Annotated in this window: 17 protein-coding genes and 1 tRNA gene; 12 read left to right on the top strand and 6 right to left on the bottom strand. The window is 65.8% G+C overall.

Translation table 11 applies throughout. The annotated features are described in order from the left end of the window. Positions 1-261: 261 nt before the first annotated feature. The 5 genes from OHA42_RS12275 to OHA42_RS12255 all read left to right on the top strand — a co-directional run bounded on the left by OHA42_RS12275 (position 262) and on the right by OHA42_RS12255 (position 8,221). Positions 262-346, top strand: a tRNA-Leu gene (locus OHA42_RS12275). Positions 347-1,124: 778 nt separating this feature from the next. Then, positions 1,125-3,323, top strand: a complete 2,199-nt coding sequence (locus OHA42_RS12270; protein WP_406236873.1) for a hypothetical protein — start codon at positions 1,125-1,127, stop codon at positions 3,321-3,323. A 299-nt stretch (positions 3,324-3,622) separates the two neighbouring features. Beyond that, positions 3,623-4,981, top strand: coding sequence for a DUF5933 domain-containing protein (locus OHA42_RS12265; RefSeq protein WP_406236872.1), 1,359 nt, complete (start codon positions 3,623-3,625; stop codon positions 4,979-4,981). A 439-nt stretch (positions 4,982-5,420) separates the two neighbouring features. Further along, complete coding sequence (gene bla, locus OHA42_RS12260; RefSeq protein WP_406236871.1) at positions 5,421-6,341, top strand: class A beta-lactamase; 921 nt, start codon at positions 5,421-5,423, stop codon at positions 6,339-6,341. Positions 6,342-6,745: 404 nt separating this feature from the next. Continuing rightward, positions 6,746-8,221 (top strand): DUF1254 domain-containing protein, encoded by a 1,476-nt coding sequence (locus OHA42_RS12255; protein ID WP_406236870.1) that lies wholly within the window; start codon positions 6,746-6,748, stop codon positions 8,219-8,221. A 187-nt stretch (positions 8,222-8,408) separates the two neighbouring features. Here the strand turns inward: OHA42_RS12255 and OHA42_RS12250 are convergent, their stop codons facing one another. The 3 genes from OHA42_RS12250 to OHA42_RS12240 all read right to left on the bottom strand — a co-directional run bounded on the left by OHA42_RS12250 (position 8,409) and on the right by OHA42_RS12240 (position 10,389). Next, a complete protein-coding gene (locus OHA42_RS12250) occupies positions 8,409-8,774 on the bottom strand; it encodes a MerR family transcriptional regulator (protein ID WP_406236869.1) in 366 nt (121 codons plus the stop codon). A gap of 151 nt (positions 8,775-8,925) precedes the next feature. Continuing rightward, entirely contained in the window at positions 8,926-9,747 is an 822-nt protein-coding gene (locus OHA42_RS12245) for an alpha/beta fold hydrolase (RefSeq protein ID WP_406236868.1), read from the bottom strand. A gap of 39 nt (positions 9,748-9,786) precedes the next feature. Beyond that, on the bottom strand, positions 9,787-10,389 hold the full coding sequence (locus OHA42_RS12240) for a TetR family transcriptional regulator (RefSeq protein WP_406236867.1): 603 nt from the start codon (positions 10,387-10,389) through the stop codon (positions 9,787-9,789). Positions 10,390-10,725: 336 nt separating this feature from the next. Here OHA42_RS12240 and OHA42_RS12235 point away from each other — a divergent pair, with 336 nt between their 5' ends. Together OHA42_RS12235 and OHA42_RS12230 are read left to right on the top strand one after the other, a co-directional pair. Next, complete coding sequence (locus tag OHA42_RS12235; RefSeq protein ID WP_406236866.1) at positions 10,726-11,430, top strand: flavodoxin family protein; 705 nt, start codon at positions 10,726-10,728, stop codon at positions 11,428-11,430. Between the two features lie 129 nt (positions 11,431-11,559). Next, complete coding sequence (locus OHA42_RS12230; RefSeq protein WP_406236865.1) at positions 11,560-12,015, top strand: lytic transglycosylase domain-containing protein; 456 nt, start codon at positions 11,560-11,562, stop codon at positions 12,013-12,015. A 125-nt stretch (positions 12,016-12,140) separates the two neighbouring features. Here OHA42_RS12230 and OHA42_RS12225 read toward each other — a convergent pair whose 3' ends face one another. Continuing rightward, positions 12,141-12,365, bottom strand: coding sequence for a TetR/AcrR family transcriptional regulator C-terminal domain-containing protein (locus OHA42_RS12225; RefSeq protein ID WP_406236864.1), 225 nt, complete (start codon positions 12,363-12,365; stop codon positions 12,141-12,143). On the opposite strand from OHA42_RS12225, the gene OHA42_RS12220 reads away from it, so the two are divergent. Next, positions 12,339-13,007 carry an FAD-dependent monooxygenase gene (locus OHA42_RS12220; RefSeq protein WP_406236863.1) on the top strand — a complete coding sequence of 223 codons (669 nt, stop codon included), beginning with the start codon at positions 12,339-12,341 and terminating at the stop codon, positions 13,005-13,007. The two genes, OHA42_RS12225 and OHA42_RS12220, sit on opposite strands and share 27 nt — an antisense overlap. Positions 13,008-13,080: 73 nt before the next feature. On the opposite strand, the gene OHA42_RS12215 is transcribed toward OHA42_RS12220, so the two are convergent. Beyond that, entirely contained in the window at positions 13,081-13,590 is a 510-nt protein-coding gene (locus tag OHA42_RS12215) for a DUF664 domain-containing protein (protein WP_406236862.1), read from the bottom strand. 377 nt (positions 13,591-13,967) lie between these two features. Between OHA42_RS12215 and OHA42_RS12210 the strand changes: the two genes are divergently transcribed. The 4 genes from OHA42_RS12210 to OHA42_RS12195 are packed head-to-tail and all read left to right on the top strand — an operon-like array spanning position 13,968 to position 16,878. Continuing rightward, positions 13,968-15,155: a lipid-transfer protein gene (locus OHA42_RS12210; protein WP_406236861.1), complete on the top strand. Its 1,188-nt coding sequence runs from the start codon at positions 13,968-13,970 to the stop codon at positions 15,153-15,155. 3 nt (positions 15,156-15,158) lie between these two features. Then, positions 15,159-15,617, top strand: a complete 459-nt coding sequence (locus OHA42_RS12205; RefSeq protein ID WP_406236860.1) for a MaoC family dehydratase N-terminal domain-containing protein — start codon at positions 15,159-15,161, stop codon at positions 15,615-15,617. Then, entirely contained in the window at positions 15,614-16,024 is a 411-nt protein-coding gene (locus OHA42_RS12200; RefSeq protein WP_406236859.1) for a MaoC/PaaZ C-terminal domain-containing protein, read from the top strand. Before OHA42_RS12205 ends, OHA42_RS12200 begins: the two co-directional genes overlap by 4 nt. Positions 16,025-16,047: 23 nt before the next feature. Continuing rightward, positions 16,048-16,878: an SDR family NAD(P)-dependent oxidoreductase gene (locus OHA42_RS12195; RefSeq protein ID WP_406236858.1), complete on the top strand. Its 831-nt coding sequence runs from the start codon at positions 16,048-16,050 to the stop codon at positions 16,876-16,878. 166 nt (positions 16,879-17,044) lie between these two features. On the opposite strand, the gene OHA42_RS12190 is transcribed toward OHA42_RS12195, so the two are convergent. Beyond that, complete coding sequence (locus tag OHA42_RS12190) at positions 17,045-18,427, bottom strand: serine hydrolase domain-containing protein (protein WP_406236857.1); 1,383 nt, start codon at positions 18,425-18,427, stop codon at positions 17,045-17,047. Positions 18,428-18,689 lie beyond the last annotated feature (262 nt).

Raw genomic sequence — 18,689 nt, 5'->3', positions numbered from 1 at the left:
CACGTTTGCTGCGCGCGCCCTCCTGTACCACCGAGTATTTATGCACTCTCGTACCAGAATGCTCAGGAACATGACCCTCCCTCACGTTTGAACCCGCTGGTCCACTCGGTTACTAACGCGTAGGAAACATGAGCGCTCCTCATGTTGTCCGTTACTTAATCGTTATAATCCCAGGTGGGGTTACCGACGAGTACGCCACGCCCGGGCAGAGCTTCGCGATCGCGGTCAAGCCCGGTAGTCTTTGGACGGTCGTACCATCACGCGCGAGTGGCGAAATTGGCAGACGCGCCAGATTTAGGTTCTGGTGTCCACGGACGTAGGGGTTCAAGTCCCCTCTCGCGCACCACCCACCGCCCCGGTGTCCACAACGGACATCGGGGTACATACCTCAGCGAGACCGCTCATCTAGGCGTGACGCACGCTAGAGCAATCCCGCACCCCGCACCCTGCGTTCGCCGAAATGCGTTCCGACACTCCGTACGAATCCGCCGGATCCCGATTCCGGCCGTGTTGCGCAGGCCGCGCTGCACGCGGCCCGCATGTGCGCCACGTAGTGGACCCCGCCGCGCTGGATATCGCAGGCCTCCCGGTTGAATACGTCGCCGGTGACCGAACACATGGACGGTTCCGCAAGGCCGTCAGGTAGGAGCCGCCTCTCGAGTTGCCCTGCCCACTACTCCGGCAGAAGATCGAGGCCGCAATCCGATCTGACACCAGGTTTCCGCGAAGGCGATAGTGGTGTACTGCTCGGGTTCGATGGCCTACGCATTCCTTTCACCGTCCACACGTTGATACCCCGTGCCAGGCACCCGCACGGCCCTGCCGCGCGGAGGTGACGACCACGCGCAGCCTGCCGACTCCCGGGAGCGGGCCGAAGAGGCTGGAGCTCAACTACTTTCCGACCAGCGTGACGCGTGCCCCGCTTCCGCCGAGCAGCGATCCTCGACAGGAAACCGGAGGCGTCGTCCGCACTCGGTCAGCCCTCCCCCACTCCCCACACCCGGCCATCTTTTCGACTTGCTCCGTTAACTCGATTCGAATACGGTCCGGCAATCGTGAGAGCTGGTGCGGTAATCGAATCGCGAAGAGAGTTACACCGGTGGGGCGCGGTTACCGTAGTAGGAGTGATCGCCGGGTATGCGGCGGTCCTGCTGGCCAACGTTCGGCACTTCTACACCGACGACACCGAAGCCCAATACGGCCCGATGTGGGTCATGCTCGGCACCCAACTGCGTGCGGGTCACTTCCCCCTGCTGGCGCCGTGGGAGTGGATGGCGGGCAACTACGCCCTGGAAGAGGCGGGGCTGTACAACCCACCGCAGTTGCTGGTCTATCTGCTCGCACCGTCGATGGACAACCTCGCCGTGTACGCCACGGCGGTGAAGCTGATTTTCTCGATCATCGCCGCGCTGGGGGTATTTCGGATCTGCCTGGTCTATGGCGCCCGAACGCCGTGGGCGGCGGTCGCGGGTGTCGCGTTCCCGTTGAGCGGCTGGTTCCTGTTCTTCGACGAGGCCAGCTGGGTGACCTCACACACCGCCACGGCGTGGCTGGTGCATGCCTGGGCATCGGCGGTGCACTACACGCGCGGCCGCAGTGGGCCGATCCCGGTCTTCGTCTTCCTCTACCTGGCGCTGACGGTCCAATATGCTTTCCCCGCGGTCGAATCCGGGTTGATGATCGTCACGATCGCCGCCGGTGAGGTCGTCTACCAGCGGCGCTGGGCCCCCTCGATGCGGCTGCTCGCGGCGGCCGGATGTGCTGCGCTGGCGGCAGCGGTGGCCAACCTGCCCGGGATCCTCTCCTCACAGGCGACCTGGCGCGGCAGCGCCGAGATCCACAACGATCCATTCCTGACGGTGCCGTGGTCGGAGTCGTTGAACGCGAGCCTGCCGAGCACGACGCCCGCATTCACTGCCTGGTGGGGGCATGTCCAGCCCTTGCCGATGGTCTACATAGCGTGGTTCCTGATTCCGGCGCTGGCGTTCGTCGGCTGGCATGCGGCGCGGCAGTCGGTGCGGGAATTCAGTGGGATTGCGTTCTTCGCGACGGCGGTGCTCATGTGGACCGCGGGCCCCGGCGCGATCGGTCCGCTGCGCTGGCCGGCCCGCGTGTTACCGATGGTCGCCTTGACACTGCTCGTGCTGGTGTGCGTATTACTCAGCCGCTATGGCACTTTCGCGTCGTCGCGCCGGCGCGCAATCGCCGCCGCTGTCCTGATCGGACTACTGTTCGTGCGTTCCTCCTCGGCCGCTCCGGAGCTCATCGTGCGGCATCTCGTCGCGGTCGCGGTGGTGGCCGCGATCGGCGCGGCGGTGGTGTGGCTCGCCCGTACCCGGGGACCGGCGCCTGCGTGTGTGCTGACCATCGTGGCGATGTTCCCGATTGCCTACGCCCAAGTGCAGGGCGCGCCGCCGACTCCGATGTCCTACAACTTCCCGGAACGACGTTCGGAGATGGTCGCCGCCTTCCCTGATTTCGACGGTGTCACACTGCAACTCGCCGACCGCGTGCTGGTGGGACCGGAGGACAAGAGTCTCGCGGGCGCCTACGGCTCACTGTCCATCGGCAGCTACGCAAAGAACCTCGGGCTCCACTATGTCAACGGCTACACCCCCATCGGCCACGCCGCGTTCAGCGACCTGGTGTGCATGGCCTGGGACGGCAGCACCTGTGCTGACGGGTTCCGCCGCGCCTTCGCCACCGAACCGTCCACCGGCAGAACGATTGTCGACCTGATGAAGGTCGACCGGGTGGTGCTGCAACGCGCTCAATATCCCGACGCACGCGACCACGCCGCGCCGTCCGGCTGGAAGTGGGTCGACTATCCGGGCCACGAACGCTATATCTGGGTATTGGAACGGGAAAGCGGCCGCATCTCCACCGTGAACGGCGTGATCGCCGATACCCACGACGTGACAGCCACGTCGATCTCGCAGGGCAGTTTCCGCAGCGATGTCCGTGTCACGTCGTCCGGCGGCGGTCGTGTGGTGTTTGCGCGGCTCGCCTGGCCCGGCCACCGAATCACCGTGAACGGCAAGGAGATCTCGGCGACAACGGTGGCGCGAACCTTCCTCGCCGCCGATATTCCGGCAGGCACCGACAACGCCGAGCTGACGCTCACCTGGGCCCCGCCGGGCTGGCAAGTCAGCGTCGCGATCGCGGTGGCCGGAATCGGCGGAATCGGTCTGCTGCAGTGGGCGTACCGGCGAACGCGCCGCCGCCTGCTACTCCCGCCTGAGGATTGTCCGCCCGAGGATTCTCCCTCGGAGGATTGTCCGTCGGAGAAACCGGCGCGTGAGCTGATCACCGCTGACGTGTAGCGCACGCGATTCGCGTCACCGTTCGCACGCGACGGCAGCGCCGGACGCGGGCCACTGCCGACGGATTACTTCCGCGGGCAGTGGCATCGGCCGTAGGCACCGCGTCACGCTGCTGGTGCATCGAAGCGATCCGGTCCCGATCGTGATCCGGGTCACCGAGACAACGGCCGCGCGGTCCCCGGTAGGCTCGGGGGTGACCGGCTTCGGCAGGCAGCCGCGGGTTTTCGCGATCGTGGGTGAGATCGGACTCCATTAACCGGCCCGCATGGTCGTGTTCACATCGTGTTTACGATGACCGAATGCTTATTCACGACGCGCAGGGCCGTTCGACCTCACCTCCCGAGCGGGTGGGTCTTGCGCGGTTCCAGCAGCGTCGCGCACCGGCCGTCTGGTGCGGCATCGTCGCTGCGATATCGGTGCTCGTCGCAGGCCAGATCGTAGCCGCCCATATCCACGCTCTCGGCCCGCTGACCAGCCTTTTCCGCGACTACGCCGGGACACCCAAGTCCGCGACGACACCATGGGCCGGCTTCCTGCTCGCGCTGGTCGGCGTGACCACCCGGGTCCGCGTGACCGCACTCGCCGCCGCGGTCGGCCTCGACCTGGTCTTCGTGACCATCCGGACGCTGGAGGGTCGACCGTTCACCGTCGGCAATGGCCCGACCATCGTGCTCACGCTACTGGCGGTCATCGCCGCACTGCGGTGGACCGGCACGCGGCGGCGGACGGCACTACACACCATCGCACTCGGCGCGCTGCTCATTCTCGCGACGAAGGTCGGCGAGATCTGGCTGGACATCACCGCATGGACGTGCCCGCAAGTCCTCGATCCCTATGTGCAACTGGCCGATCGTGCACTCGGCAGTCCGTCGTGGCTCGTCGGCCACGCCCTCGACGTGGCGGGACCGGTGCCGCTGGGCGTGGTGCGCTGGGTGTATTTCGAGCTTCCTGTCGCCGCCATCGTGGTGGCCATCTGGCAGCTGCGCGGTGTCACCACAGGTTCGTGGCCGCGGCACCACCTGGTGCGCACGTTCCTGACACTCGGCCTCATCGGCCCGATCTTCTACGTGGTCTTCCCCGTCGTCGGGCCGATCCTCGCATTCGGGTCGTGGGGCCACGGTATGGAACTGGCGAACGTATGGCCCAATACCGTTCCACTGGTGCCGGCTTCGGTCGAATCCATGCCGTTCGACGATTTCACGCCGCGTAATTGCATGCCGTCACTGCACACTGCGTGGGCGCTGTCGCTGTTCATCCACTCCCGGCGCGGACCGCGGTGGCTGCGCTGGGGCGGCGCATTCTGGCTGGTGTGCACCCTCGTCGCGACGCTCGGGCTCGGCGCGCACTACGGCATCGACCTCGTCGTCGGCGCCGCGCTGTGCCTGACCGTCGAGTCCGCATTGCGCGACCCGGACCGGGGCTGGGATCGCGCGCGGATCCGGCTGGTGGCCTTCGGTATCGCCGTGTTCGCGGGGGTGCTGCTGTGCATCCGCTACCTTGCCCTTCCGATGGCGAACCACCCTGTCCCCTTCGGCATCGCGATCCTCGGCACTTTCGGCGCACTGGCGATCACCTTCTACACAACCTGGTTCGCCCCGACGCGCGGCGAGGACGTCCGCGCGCCCGCAGCCGAACACGCTGACCTCGAGCACCGCTGAAAGTGCAGTCTCGAGCCTGCGGCCTCGCCCAGCCCGCACCGGGATCGTCCAGCGGACAGCGGATCTCGATATCCTGCCCGGATTGCGCACCACGGCGTGGATATATCACGGCAGCTTCCCCGGCCCTACCCTGCACGCGCGACCGACCTGCCGTAGCGCACCTTCGCCGAGCGATGCCATCGGTGGCCACCGCTGTGACCGGGGTGACCGGATTCGCCCACCCGGCGCCGACTGCGAGGCGGTGGCCACCGGGGAGCGCGGCACATTCGCGAAGTCGGCCGGCGGCGCCATGCATACCGGATCACCGGCCGAAGCCGTTGCCGCTCCAGACAACGAAGCCGCGACGACCCGTCCGACGTGCAACGATATCGGCGCGGATATCGGTTCTCACACCTTTTGGTCTTGGACAGCCGTACCAGCTCTGTGATGTGGTGCCCCCATGAGACAGCTCAACAGGAGTGCACCGGTCCGCTCGCGGATTGCCGTGCTGGCGTTGGCGCTACTGCCGGTGCTCGGCGCATGCGAGTCCGGCACGCAGAGCCCGGCTCCCGCATCCACCGTCCAGCCCTCCGACACCCGGCTGGCAGGCATCGAACAGCAGCACCAGGCCCGGCTCGGGATGTTCACGATCGACACCGACTCGGGTAAGACCGTCGGGTACCGCAAGGACGAACGGTTTCCGATGTTGTCGACCTTCAAAACACTCGCCTGCGCCGCGCTGCTGCGCGAACATCCGCTCGACACCGGATACTTCGATCAGATCATCCATTTCACCGAAGCAGAGGTCGCGGCCGCCGGCGGTTCGGCGGTCACCGGCCCTCGTGTCGAAAGCGGCATGTCGGTATCGGAGTTGTGCGACGCCGCAATCACCAAGAGCGACAACGCCGCAGGCAACCAGTTGCTGAAATTGCTCGGCGGCCCGCAAGCCCTCACCCAGTTCCTCCGGACCCTCGGCGACCAGGTCAGCCATCTCGACCGCTGGGAACCGGACCTCAACACCGCCGTACCCGACGATGAGCGCGACACCACGACCCCCGCCGCACTCGCCGCCGACTATCGGGCGCTGACGGTCGGCGATGCGCTCGCAGAGCCGGAGCGACGACAGCTGACGACCTGGCTGCTCGCCAGTACCACCGGCGCAACCCGCATTCACGCCGGCCTGCCCGCCGAGTGGAAGACCGGCGACAAAACCGGCACCGGCGATTACGGATCGGCCAACGACGTCGCCGTCACCTGGCCGGTCGGCAGCACGGCGCCGATCGTAATAGCGGTGCTGACAACACATTCCGATCCCACTGCGCAAGCGGACAGTGGTTTGGTCGCCGAGACCACCCGACAGGTCGTCGACATGCTGAAGTGATCGCCGATCCCGGACGATTGCGGCCCGGCCGGCGCGCCGACGCGCCGCAGTCGTCCAGCGGATCGCCCCCGAGCGTTCGGAAGCCGCTTGCTGTCGGTGCCGCTGCTTATCATCCGCACCATGGCACATGACTTTCAGATCACCCGTCGACTGCGCCGATCCGCACGTCCTCGCAGACTGGTGGGCCGAAGCCATCGGCCGGCGATTTCCGCAGCCAGGCCCCCTTCGACTCAGCTCGGCGAGATCGGGTGGCGCTATCACGTAGCGAAGTTGGAGTGACCGGAAGCTATCGCGCAGAACATTTGGTGATGAGATATTTTCAAGTGCGCTTCAGGACTATGGCAAATTTCTAGCCGCGTTCCATGTCTCGTGTCCCAGTCCGCTGGATCTACCTCGGGAGTGCTATGAATCGCAAGGACAGTGCCTTCGAACACCACGGTGCGGGACAATTCTCCCGCCGCTCCATGCTCGGCATCAGTGCGATGGCAGTGGCCGGACTCGGCCTGGTCGCGTGCAGCGACGACAGCGAATCGACATCTTCGACCACGGCCGGCTCGACCACCGCCGGCTCGACCACCGCCGGCTCGGCGGCGGCCGGTGATGTGAAGTCGATGGCGACCGAGGCCTACATTTTCGGGTACCCGCTCGTGCTGATGGACGCGACCCGAGCCGTCGCCGCGCCTGTCAATTCGTTCGACCACGGTGTATTGCCCAATCCGGCCGACAAAGAGGTGGTCCGGCTGAACCTCGACACGCTGTATTCGCAGGCCTGGCTCGACGTGCGCTCGGAGCCGATGGTCTTGCAGGTTCCCGCCATGGACGCCGGACGCTACTGGCTGATGCAGATCCTGGACGCGTGGAGCAACACCGTCCACGATCCCAGCAGCGTCGAACCGCAAACCACCTCCGGCACAACGTCTCCGCCCTACACCTACGTGATCACCGGTCCCGGTTGGTCGGGCACACTGCCCGCGAACACCACCCAATTGTCCATGCCGACACCGACGGTCTGGATCATCGGCCGGATCCAGATCAACGGCGACGCGGACACCGCGGCCGTGCAAGCACTGCAGCAGCAGTTGAAGCTGGTACCGCTGAGTGAGTGGGCGCAGGGCAACGAGGGCGGCACCGTCAGCCGCACCCACGTCACCGATCCCACCGCGATCCCGCCGGTGAAGCGGGTCGCCGCCATGGACGGGCGCGCGTTCTTCGATCGAATGAGCGCGCTGATGGCGACCGACCCACCCGCCGCCGCGGACGCCGATGCGATGAAGCGTTTCGCCGGCATCGGCATCATGCCCGGCGGCAACGTCGACAAACTCGCCGCCGCCGATCTCGATGCCGCGGTCGCCGACGCGAAGCGCCAGATCGCCGACTACGTCAACCCGGAGATCAAAGACGAGAACGGCTGGAAGTTCGCGACCAACGTCGGCACTTACGGCACCAACTACAAACAGCGCGCCTATATCGCGTTGTCCGGTCTCGGCGCGAACCTGCCGCAGGACGCGATCTACCCGACGGTCTTCGGCAATGCCGACGACAACGGGGCCCCACGTCGCTTCCGAATCCGCTTCCCCGCAGGACAATTGCCACCCGTCGCCGCATTCTGGTCCATCACCGCCTACGACGTCGACAGCTTCTTCATCCCGAACCCGGACAATATCTACGCGGTCGGCCACCAGGTGCCCGTCGTGCCCGGCGCCGACGGCTCGGTCGAGATCGCCGTCCAGAACGCCAACCCGGGCCCGAGTGTGCCCACCGGCAACTGGCTGCCGATACCGGCATCGGGGAAGTTCTCCCTCACGCTGCGGCTCTACTCGCCCAAAACTGCTGCCACCGAGGGTGATTGGAAACCACCCAGCCTCGAACCAGTGGCCTGATCGCGGCGCCACATCGGCGAATCCGTCGCGCACCGATCCAGTGCGGCGGATTCGGCGAGGTCCGAGACCAACCCACCACGGCATGGGAGCGGCCATGACCTGGATCGGCGGGGGCGGCAACAGCACTGCTGCGTGGGCTCCGGCTGTGCGCATACCCGATTTGACGGCAAGCGCACCATCGATCAGTTCAGCACCGATCGCGCAGTGCGGTTGTCGCATTCAGGTAGCAGGACAGGATGTCCCGCGTTTCGGCAAGGCAGTCCATCTTGGCCTCGAGGGCGTCGAGTTCCCTGCGCAGCAATGCGAGCATGTCGGGATGCAGTTCCAGCTGCGGTACGGACCCGGGCGCGCAGGGCAGGATGTCGCGAATCACCTCGGTGGACAGCCCGGCCGCCAACAACGCACGGATCTGCCGCACCACCACGGGCACATCTGCGCCATAGTTGCGGTAGCCGTTGCCTTCTCTGTCGGCCGAAATCAGGCCCTGCTCTTCGTAATAGCGCAACAGGCGCGGGCTGGCTCCGGTTTGCGCGGACAGTTCTCCGATTCGCATGCGATCCACCTCCCAGCAGGTTGACCCTGACATAGGCGTGAAACTTTAGCGTGACGGTATGACACCTTCGACCGCCTCCGAACTCGCCGCTCTCGTGCACGGCACCGGGCCCGGCCTCCTGCTTTCCCACGGCGCGGACAGCCCGGATCCGTCAGCCGGTTTGCCGGGTTGCCGAGGCTCGTAGTGCCCAGTCGAGGATGGTGTCTGCGACCAGAGCCGGGTCGTCGTACATGGGGACGTGGCCGACACCGGGGAGAGTGCGCCAACCGGCGGCAGGCACGAGGAGACGCCAAGGGTCGCAGTATCGAGGCGCGATGAGGAGCCGATCATATTCGCCCCAAGCCATGAGAATCGGGATGCCGAGATCGCCGTAGGGTTCGGTTTGCGCGGGAACCGGGTGGACCAGATTGTCGACGAGGGTGCAGGCGAGCGCATCGCGGGCCGCGTCCATCGCCTGCCTGGGCGAGAGCCGGTCACCGTGCTCGCAGACGATGCGCATAAGAATCCGCCGCAGCGCCGGTACGCGCATGACCAATGGAATCGCGAAGTAACCCAACCGCAGTTGTCTGCGCATGGATACGAAGATCTTCGGAACCCGGGTTTCCGTCGGCAGCCAGCCTCCCGCAGGCGAGAGCGCAACCACGCTGCGGGCACGCCCGCGGCGCGCAAGCTCCATGGCCACCCAACCGCCGAGCGAGTTGCCCGCGATATGCGCGGTGTCGAATCCGGCTTCGTCCATAACGGTTTCGACCGCGTCGGCGAGACCGCCGATCGCGAGCGGTTGGCTGCTCGGCCTGCCCGCATGCCCGGGTAGGTTCGGCGCGAGCACATCGTGCTTGTCGATGAGCGTGGGCAGCAACGATTCCCAGCACCGCCACGAGCTGGTGCCGCCGTGCAGCAGCACGAGCGGTGCACCGGAACCGCCTCGATAGTGCGCGGCGGAGGCGGGCAGTTCCTGATCAGATTCAGTCATCGTTGACAAATCCCTTCTGCGTTGGCTTGCCGCCGAACCTCATTCGGTTCGTGGCGGATCGGAGGCCGTGAGCAGCGCCTGCACGAGCTGCCCGAAAGATCGCGCGATCCGCTCCGGCGGGCCCGAGGGCCGGAGCATATGACTGAACAACAGCCGGACCAGACTTTCCGCGACGAACGGCACGTCGACGTCGGCGCGAATCAACCGGACCCAATGCTGTTGGGCGAAGGCGATATTCAGCTGGGTAGCGGCCTCGATGAACGGCGCGGATCGGGTCGTCGCCAACGCGAGCAGGTCGTCGGGCGTGCCCGGTGGCGCATTGAGCACAGCGTGCGCCAAGGGATCCGCGGCGATGGTCGTGAGCACGAATTCCGTCACCGCCGTGACCGCCGCTACCGGATCGTCGCCGTGCTCGGCCAGCCGCGCTGCGACACCCTCCAGATACCGCGACGTATTGTGCCAGGCCATCGCCTCCAGCACACCGCTCTTGGACTCGAATTCATTGAAGACAGTCCGCCTGCTCACCCCCGCACGCTCGGCGATATCGACCATTCGGATGCTGTTCCATTCGGTGGTGCTCGCCAGCTCGATGGCGGCCGCGAGGATTCGCTCGCGTACCAGTTCGCGCGTTGCGATCCGCACCGAAGGCATTCGACTCCTGTTCACCGTCGACATTCTTCCCGGCTGTCCCCGCCGATTCCCGATCATCCAGTGCGGTGAATGCACTCTATCGACTCAATAGTGCATTTCTTACACCATTAAGTCAACAAAGTGCACGCCTCACCTCTCCTGGGCATCCCGTCCTCCCCGCTCGACGCGTCCTGCGGGGACCGACGAGTAGGTCCATGACGAGATGGTGACGGCGCGACTCGGCTGGCGCGGAGCGGGTTATCGTTCGATTCTCAGGCCGACGCCCTGCTGGCCTGTGGCTATCGGATCCGGCCGATTCCGCATCTCGTGGTACCCGAGGAGACCACTATGACCAGCTACGACGATCTACGGGCGCTGTTCATCAACTGCACACTGAAGCGGTCGCCCGAACCGAGCAACACCCGGGGACTCATCGACGTGAGCGCCCGAATCATGGAGAAGAACGGGGTTCAGGTTTCGCATATTCGCGCCGTCGACCACGACATCGCGACCGGGGTCTGGCCGGACATGACCGAGCACGGGTGGGCCACCGACGAGTGGCCGCAATTGCAGCGGCAGGTGATGGACGCCGACATCCTGGTGCTGGCCGGACCGATCTGGTTGGGCGACAACAGTTCCGTCACCAAACAGGTGATCGAGCGGCTGTACGGCAATTCGTCGATACTCAACGAGCGCGGCCAGTACGCCTACTACGGCCGGGTCGGCGGGTGCCTGATCACCGGTAACGAGGACGGCGTCAAGCACTGCGCGATGAATATCCTCTACAGCCTCCAGCATCTCGGCTACACCATTCCACCGCAGGCCGACGCAGGCTGGATCGGCGAAGCGGGACCGGGGCCGTCCTATCTGGATCCTGGTTCAGGCGGTCCCGACAATGACTTCACCAACCGCAATACGACCTTCATGACCTGGAATCTGCTGCACCTTGCCCGCATGCTGAAGGACAACGACGGCATTCCCGCGCACGGCAATCAGCGCTCCGAGTGGGACGCAGGGTGCCGGTTCGACTTCGAGAACCCCGACTACCGCTAGCCCGCTTCCGCGCACGTTTCCTTCGCCGACACTCCGGGCGGTATGCCGCACGGTGGCACTGACCAGTGATTTGCTGACTGTGGCGTTACCAGCTTCGAGCTTCACTCACCGGACGCGAAGGAGCAAGTCGTGCCGCACGTCAAAGCTGCCCTCGCAGCGGCCAGCTGCGCGCTCGCCATCGGGGTCACTCCCGCCACTGCCGCACCCGCACAGTTCGATGCCACTGTCCCCCATGCGGATTCCACGTTGCCGTCCGGCTCCGCGGAAACGCGGGTCGGCTCCAGTTTGGCGCCGGTCCGTGCGGCCACCAGACTCATGGCGATGTCGATCGTGCCGCTCTACGATTTCTGGGCCTTCGACAATGTCGTCATGCGCGAAAGCAGTTGGGACTTCTTGGCCGTCAACCCAGCCAGCGGCGCGTACGGGCTCGGCCAGGCCCTGCCGCCGCACAAGATGGCCACCCACGGCGCCGATTGGCTGTTCAATCCGGTGACCCAAATCCGCTGGACATATGACTACATGAAGAAGGTGTACGGCAGTCCCGCGGGCGCGTGGGCATTCTGGCAGGAACATCACTGGTACTGACCAGTCTTCGGCCCGGCATTGTCATCGCAGCTCGCACAGCGAATTATTGAGCAACCGGTCAGCACAGCCGATAGCGAACCGGTCTGTCACGATTTCCAGATCACTATTTCAGTGACCGCATCTCGTTACGAGCGCTCGGGAGCCGTTCGGGTAGCGAGGATTCCGGCGAGGATGACGCGGAGGCCGTAATCGAACTTCGCGTCGACATCGCCGGCGAAGAGGTCTGCCACCAACTGAGCGGTGCGAGGGTAGCGAACGGGGTCGACGACTTGTTCGAGGCGGTCGGGCTCGTAGGGGTTGGCGACGGCGTATTCGATGCTCGGGTGTTCTTGGCAGGCGACGCCGCCCACATCCACTACCCGGCCGGCGGCCAGGGCCAGAATCTGGGCGTGCAGGACGCGGTCAACCTCGGCTGGAAGCTCGCTGCGACCTTGCACGGCAACGCATCCGACGAACTGCTCGACACCTACGAGACCGAGCGCCACCCCATCGCCGCCCGGGTCCTGCACAACACGAGGGCCCAGACGGCACTGTCGCGCTCCGGCCCGCATACCGACGCGCTACGCGACATCATGAGCAACCTGATCGACACGGACCAGGTGCGCCACCGCCTCGGCCTCATGATCACCGCCCTCGATATCCGCTACGACACCAAAGCCGACCATCCACTGGCCGGCCGCCGCGTGCCGGACGCCGACCTCACGACCAAGGGCGGCGATACCCGAGTCCACACTCTGTTGCGCTCCGGTCGGCCGGTGCTCTTGATACTCGGCGGAAACGACGTTCCGGCCATACCGCAATGGCACGACCGGGTCGATATCGTCACCGCCGAAAGCCGTACCGACCGCTGGACCATCCCCGGCATCGGCGACATTCCGGCCCCGGCTGCGGCACTGCTGCGTCCCGACGGCTACATCGCCTGGGCCGCCGACGAACCCACTACCGCCGGATTGACCGAAGCCCTCACCACCTGGGTCGGCGCACCGGCCTGATGCCCTCGGTTCGGCAGGAAAGCTACGGTGGGCGGTCTGATTTTTCAGCGCGCGGTGGTGCGCACCGGCCGCTCTACTTCGTCCGCTCGATCACTCCGCGAATGTAGGCGGCCTGGCCCGCGTGCTGCAGATCATCGGAGATCACGCTGATCAGACGGACACTGAGAGTGACCGGCGGGTCCCATCTGGTGTCGACGATCCGGCCGAGGTCCTCGTCGGTGATACCTCGAACGAACCGCAGAGTCTGCTCGTGGACCGCGTCGTAGTAACCGAGGAGCAGGTCGGCAGGGGCTTGGATGGCGACGACGTTCTCGGGACGGTCGCCGTATCCGATGGTGCGCCGGTCGATCGGCAGGCCGAACCGGTGGTACCAGCCCTGCGCGGTCCACACCTGCTCCACGCCTGCCACGTCGGCGACGTGATCGTCCTGCACCCGTGTCAGGTGCCAGATAAGCCAGGCGATCGAGTTCGCGCCCGGGTCGATCCGATAGGCCAGGTGGTCCTCGGTCAGGCCGTCCACCGCCTCGTGCACCACCTCTTGAATGCGCCCGTAAGCATCGGCAAGTACGTCGGCACTCGTCATCTTGTCGGCTCCGTCCGTCGATGTCGTGGTTTCGACCGTACTCACACCAGGCGCGGGCCGCCGCGTTCTCGGTGTTGATCGGCCGACCCATCGAGGAGCCCGACTTCATCGCAGGCCCGGTCCTGATCAGCGAAACCCGCATGCTCGCAGTGTCTTCCCGGCATCCACCGGCTGCACGCACCTCGATCTCACTGGAGGACCTGGCCACCGTCGGCTTGCTGAGAATGCCAGCTTCACTGCCTGCCGCGAGGACCCGGTCGGCGGTGGCATCGACATGCGGAGTGCGCAGAGACGGCTCGGCCATTGCGCGACCAAACCCGCCTGGTGTTCACTAAGTGAATATCAACTAGCTCGAACAATGAGCGTGAGGGATGGCGATGAGTAGACGAGCCGTGGTGGCAGGGGTCGGGATGATCCCCTTCACCACCCCAAGCAAATCCGAGACTTACGACGTGATGGGCACGAAGGCGGCGCGAGCGGCGCTGCAGGATGCCGGGGTCGAGTACTCGGCGATTCAGCAGGCCTATGCCGGGTATGTGTACGGCGATTCGACCTGCGGTCAGGCAGTTGTCTACGGCCTCGGACAGACCGGGATTCCGGTGGTCAACGTCAACAACAACTGCTCGACGGGTTCGACCGCGTTGTTCCTGGCCAGGCAAGCGGTCGAATCCGGCGCGGCCGACATCGTGCTGGCCGTCGGGTTCGAGCAGATGCAGCGTGGCGCGCTCGCCATGGGCTACACCGATCGGCCGACGCCGTTCGCTCGCTTCAACGCGGTGATGGATCGCATTCAGGAGCGCGATGAATCCCCCTTCGCTGCGCAGATGTTCGGCGGGGCCGGGCGTCAGTACGCGGAGAAGTACGGCACCGCACCCGAGACGTTCGCGAAGATCTCGGTGAAGTCGCGCAAGCATGCCGCCAACAATCCGTTCGCGGTGTTCAAGGACGCGGTCACCGTGGAAGAAGTACTGGCCGCGCCCCATATCTACGGCCCGCTGACCCGCCTGCAGTGCTGCCCGCCCACCTGCGGTGCGGCCGCCGCCGTCATCGTCAGCGACGAATACGCCCGCAAGAACGGTCTCGACGGCTCCGTTGTGATCAAGGCACAGGCGATGGCCACCGACTTCGCGTCGACATTCACCGAGCAGGACATGACGAAGATCGTCGGCTACGACATGTCGAAGGCCGCCGCCCAGCAGGTCTACGAAGCATCCGGCGTGTCCCCCACCGACATTCGCGTCGTCGAGCTGCACGACTGCTTCACCGCCAACGAACTGCTCACCTATGAGGCCATCGGCCTCACCCCGGAGGGCACCGCGGAGAAGTTCATCAACGACGGCGACAACACTTACGGCGGCCGGGTCGTCACCAACCCGTCCGGCGGCCTGCTGTCCAAAGGCCACCCGCTCGGCGCGACCGGCTTGGCCCAGTGCGCCGAGTTGGTATGGCAGCTGCGCGGACAGGCCGCGGGCCGGCAGGTCGACGGCGATCCGACAGTCGCTCTGCAGCACAACATCGGGCTCGGCGGCGCGGCGGTCGTCACCCTGTACGAGAAAGTGAGCTGACCGATGCCGGTGGACCCCAGCGTGATCGGCAAGCAACTCCCACCGACCACCTCGACCATCGAAGCGGGACGGCTGCGCTTCTTCGCCGAGGCGATCGGTGAAACCAATCCGGTCTTCACCGACCTCGAGGCGGCACGCGCCGCGGGCCACGCGGATCTGCCAGTGCCCCCGACCTTCCTGTTCGGCATCGAACTGGAAAACCCCGACTCCTTCGCCTGGCTTGCTGATCTCGGCGTCGACCTGCGCCGGGTACTGCACGGCGAGCAGTCCTTCACCTACCACTCGACCGCGGTCGCGGGCGACGTCCTCACCGCGACCCCGACCATCGGCAACGTCTACAGCAAGAAGGGCGGCGCGCTCCAATTCATCGAGAAGACATCCAAGGTCACCAGGGCGAACGGTGATCTCGTCGCCGAGCTGAAAAGCATAATCGTCGTGCGGAATCCGGAGGCAGGCAAGTGACGATCACCGAAGCCGTCGAGGTCGGCGCCGAACTGCCGCCCTTGTCGATCGGCCCGATCTCCCGTACCACGTTGGCGCTGTTCGCCGGCGCGTCCGGCGATCACAATCCGATGCACATCGACATCGATGTGGCCGAGTCCGCCGGACTCGACGACGTGTTCGCCCACGGCATGCTGTCGATGGCCTACCTCGGCCGATTGCTCACCGATTGGGTCGACCCGCAGTCGATTCGCTCCTACCGGGTGCGCTTCGCCGCGATCACGCCGGTGCACGCAAAGCCCACCGCCACCGGCAAAGTCACCTCGATCGACCGGGTCGACGGCGAACGCCGTGCCACCCTCGAACTGGCCGTCACACTCGCCGACGGCACCGTCACGCTGACCGGCGACGCTGTCGTCGCCGTATGATCACCCGAAAGGACATGCAGCACATGGGAACTCTGGATGGCAAGGTCGCCATTGTCTCCGGCTCCGGCCGTGGCATCGGCCGTGAGATCGCGCTGAAGCTCGCCTCCGAAGGCGCGCAGGTCGTGGTCAACGATCTCGATGCCGAACCGGCGAAGGAAACGGTCGCCGCGATCGAAGCCGCAGGTGGACAGGCTGTTTCATGCATCGGTAGCGTCACCGACGCCGACTTCGGCGAGCGCTTCGTGCAGACCGCGGTCGAGAACTACGGCGGCCTGGACATCATTGTCAATAATGCGGGCTACACCTGGGATTCGGTGATCCAGAAGATGACCGACGAGCAGTGGGACGCCATCCTCGACGTGCACCTCAAGGCGCCGTTCCGGATTCTGCGCGCCGCGCAGCCGGTGATCGCCGCGGCCGCCAAGAAGGCCAAGGAGGCCGGCGAGCCGATCCCCTGCCGCAAGGTCGTCAATATCTCGTCGATTGCCGGCACGGGAGGTAATGCGGGACAGGCCAATTACTCCTCGGCCAAGGCGGGCATCACCGGCCTGACCAAAACTCTTGCCAAGGAGTGGGGTCGCTACAACGTCACCGTGAACACGGTCGCGTTCGGCTTCATCAAGACTCGGCTCACCGAAGCGTCGGCCGACGGCGACAGCACGATCGACGTGCAGGGCAAGGAGATCAAGGTCGGCGTCAATCCCGATCTGCTCGCCGCCATGGAACAGATGATCCCGCTGGGCCGTGCAGGCACGCCCAAGGAAGCGGCCGGCGCCGTCTACCTCTTCTGCACCCCCGAATCCGACTACGTCAGTGCCCAGACCCTGATCTGCGGCGGCGGCTTCAACATCTAGGAGCGAGGATCTCCCCGGGCGGGCAGCCGACGATCCTGCCCGCTGCTGGCCTCGGCCTGCGAACCGCAGTCAACTGATCGCAAGGGTCCTGTTCTGCCACAATGGAAACGCCCGCCACCAGGTCCCGTTGGTCTTGTGCCGGCGGGTTGGGTCGCCCCTGCTTCGTCTACTGGGCCGCGTCGGGCGCGCGGGTGAACAGCCGACCTGCGAGGTCGGCCCCGACGATCTGCCCGTGTTCGTCGCGGGTGAAGTAGCCGCGCTGCCCCTGGAGCCCGCCGCCGGTGACGACGTACTCGTCGTCGGGCAGCAGTCCGAGGCCGGCTGCGGACAGGTCCGGGGGGAGTTCGGTGTCGGATGCCGCGCGGATCTCCGGCTTAATGCCGACCGCGACCGTCAGCCCCTCGCCATCGCTATCGATGGTGAGCCGCATGACATCGATGTCGTAGTCGCCCACCACTTCTCGTGCCCGCACCGCGTCGTGGGGCAGCGGCACCGGCTGCCGATCGATCACTCCCAGGTAGTGCTCCAATGCCCAGCGCGCAACCGCCTGGTTGAACAGGATGCCGTCGTCCGGTCCCGAGTTGGACATGACGGTGATGGCGAAGGCGTGTTCGGGAATCATGAGCAGCTCGGCGAACTGGCCGTTGCCCGACCCGCCGTGCCCGACGGTGCGCACACCGTCCACCGCACGCAGGAACCAGCAGATGCCGAACGCGTCGCCGAGCGTGCTGCCCTTCAACGCGACCGTCGGTTCCTGCATCCGCGCCAGCGCATCGGAGGGCAGCACATCGAAGCCGCTTTCCGCCCGGCCGTCACCGAGCTGGAAACGCGCCCAACGGAGTTGGTCCGACACCGACGACGCGAGACCGCCACCGGGGTTGTTGCCGCGGGTGTCCTTCCACTGCCGCGCGACGGCGAGGGTGCCGTCCGCGCCGAGGTTGTGACCGACGGCGAACCGCCGAACCATGACATCGGCAGGCGCGTAGACGGTGTTCGACAGCCCAACGGGCTCGAGGACGAGCGACACGACCGCCGCTTCGAAGGTGAGACCGGTGACCTTCTCGATAATCCGCCCGAGCAGGTTGTATCCCGCCTGGCTGTAGGAGGCCCGCGCGCCGACCGGTGCGATCTGATCCAGCTCGCGCATGCGCGCCACATACCCGGCCAGCGCGTCGTCACCGTCACCGGTTTCGACGATGAGCCGCACACCAAGTCCCGCAGTGTGATTGAGCAGATTGAACACCGTCAACTCCGCCGCAGCCTGCTCGTCGGCGAGCTCCAACTCGGGGACATAGTGCCGCACCGGCGAGTCCAGGTCGATCCGCCCCTCCGCGGCCAACCGCATGAGCGCGGTCGCGGTGAAGGTCTTCGACACCGAGCCGAGCAGAAACACGGTGTCCGCGTCGACGGGCAGCGGATTGTCGCGGCTGGTCACGCCATGAGAAGCGAACACCTCCTTACCGCCGACCCACACTCCGACCGCGACACCGGGGATGTCCAGCTCGGTCGCCGTGGCCTCGACGAATTCGGACAATGCGGTATCAGACATTTCAATCCCTTTCGATCGGCTCTTCGCCACGACACCGAGTCCCTGCCATTCGGTACCTCGTGCGTCCGGCTTGCGGGAAACGTTGCCCGCCTCCGCTGACATGGCGCTGACACGCGGCGTCAGGGTCTGCGTGGCTTGCCTTTCGACAGTTGCCCGGTCGCCCTCCGGTCCCGCCGATAACGAGCGCCTCGCAGCGTCGGCGGCCGCACGCAGTGGGCCGAGGCGGTAATATCACACGCTCGCCATAGGGCGATGATCGGAG

It is taken from the genome of Nocardia sp. NBC_01009 (assembly GCF_045208035.1).
In the GTDB taxonomy this organism is placed as follows: Bacteria; Actinomycetota; Actinomycetes; order Mycobacteriales; family Mycobacteriaceae; genus Nocardia.
The sequence above is the reverse complement of the archived record's forward strand: the minus strand, read 5'-3'. Positions and strand labels throughout refer to the sequence as shown.